The 1,126-nt window shown below is 74.3% G+C and carries 1 protein-coding gene; it reads left to right on the top strand.

Annotation, left to right across the window (positions count from 1 at the left end; genetic code table 11):
- Nucleotides 1-364 precede the first annotated feature (364 nt).
- Nucleotides 365-997 carry a hypothetical protein gene (locus VP06_RS32840; protein ID WP_048468022.1) on the top strand — a complete coding sequence of 211 codons (633 nt, stop codon included), beginning with the start codon at nucleotides 365-367 and terminating at the stop codon, nucleotides 995-997.
- Nucleotides 998-1,126 lie beyond the last annotated feature (129 nt).

Genomic DNA, 1,126 nt, shown 5'->3' with positions numbered 1-1,126 from the left:
GGCGGCCAGGGCGGCAACGTCTACTGAGATCAACGGTCGCGACAACGACCCTTGGTTCCGGTCTCGAATGGTCGCCAAGGTTTGAGCGTCCGGCCCAGGGGCCGGACTTTCGGGACCTCGCATCGACAATGCGAGATGAGCCAACGGCCCCGTCGATCTCGGGCGTGCCCGAGATCGACATCGATGTGTCGGCGTCCCGGACTGCTGGCATGAGATCATCCCCTCGCCAGATTATTCCCTCGCCGGACCGTCCCCCGCCCTCTTCCACAATCCGGGTCGCCGCCTCGCGGACCGACGCGGCCGCTCCCCGGCCCCACCCGGGCGCTGCTTGGCCGGCGACCACCCCCGACGTGAGGCAGATCACATGAAGCCCCTCTCCTTGCTGCTCGCCCTCGGCGGCGTGGCGATCGTCGGCACCGTCGCCGTCGCCACGCCCTGGCATGCCGAAACCTCGCCTACCACCAAGGTGGTGCGGACCGGATCAGCCGACGCGACCGGCTATCCTCGCTCTCTGGAGGGCCGGGCCGGTGCGCCCGGTCGCTTCGGCGGCTGGTGGAGCGGGAGCCCGGCGGAGCCGGCGGGCCTGCGCGCCGGCTGCATCGCCCTGCTCGACGGGGCGGCCTCGACCGTCCGCCCGGCCGAGTGCGTCGGCCTGTTCGGCGCCGCCTTCCGCCCGGATCGCGCCGACGACGAGGTGGACGCCACCGGCGACCTCGGCCGCGCCTGCGCGGCCCTGCTGCGCGATCCGGACGCGCGGCGCCGGCCGGCCGATCCCGAGGCGTGCGCCGGCTACGTGGCGTCCCTCGATGCCGGCGCGGTGCGCCGCCAGGCGACCGCGCCGGAGGACAGGGCGCCGGACGGCCCGAGCCTCTGGGGCGGCATCGGCGGCCAGGGCGGGCGCAACGGCACCGGGCCGGGCGCCGGCCTCGGCGGCGCGGGCGGAGGCGGCTATGGCGGCTATGGCGGGAACGGGGGGCCCGGCGGCTCCGTCCGCTGAACCGGGCCGCAGGCCGAGAGCATCCCCGGCCTCCTCCCCACCCCCGCGCCAAGCAGATGTCGCCGAAGCGGGCACCGGTTCGGCGGCAAAAATCTGCGATGAAACGAGAACCGAAGCGGATGAAGCGTT

This window comes from Methylobacterium aquaticum (assembly GCF_001043915.1).
In the GTDB taxonomy this organism is placed as follows: Bacteria; Pseudomonadota; Alphaproteobacteria; order Rhizobiales; family Beijerinckiaceae; genus Methylobacterium; species Methylobacterium aquaticum.
The sequence above is the reverse complement of the archived record's forward strand: the minus strand, read 5'-3'. Positions and strand labels throughout refer to the sequence as shown.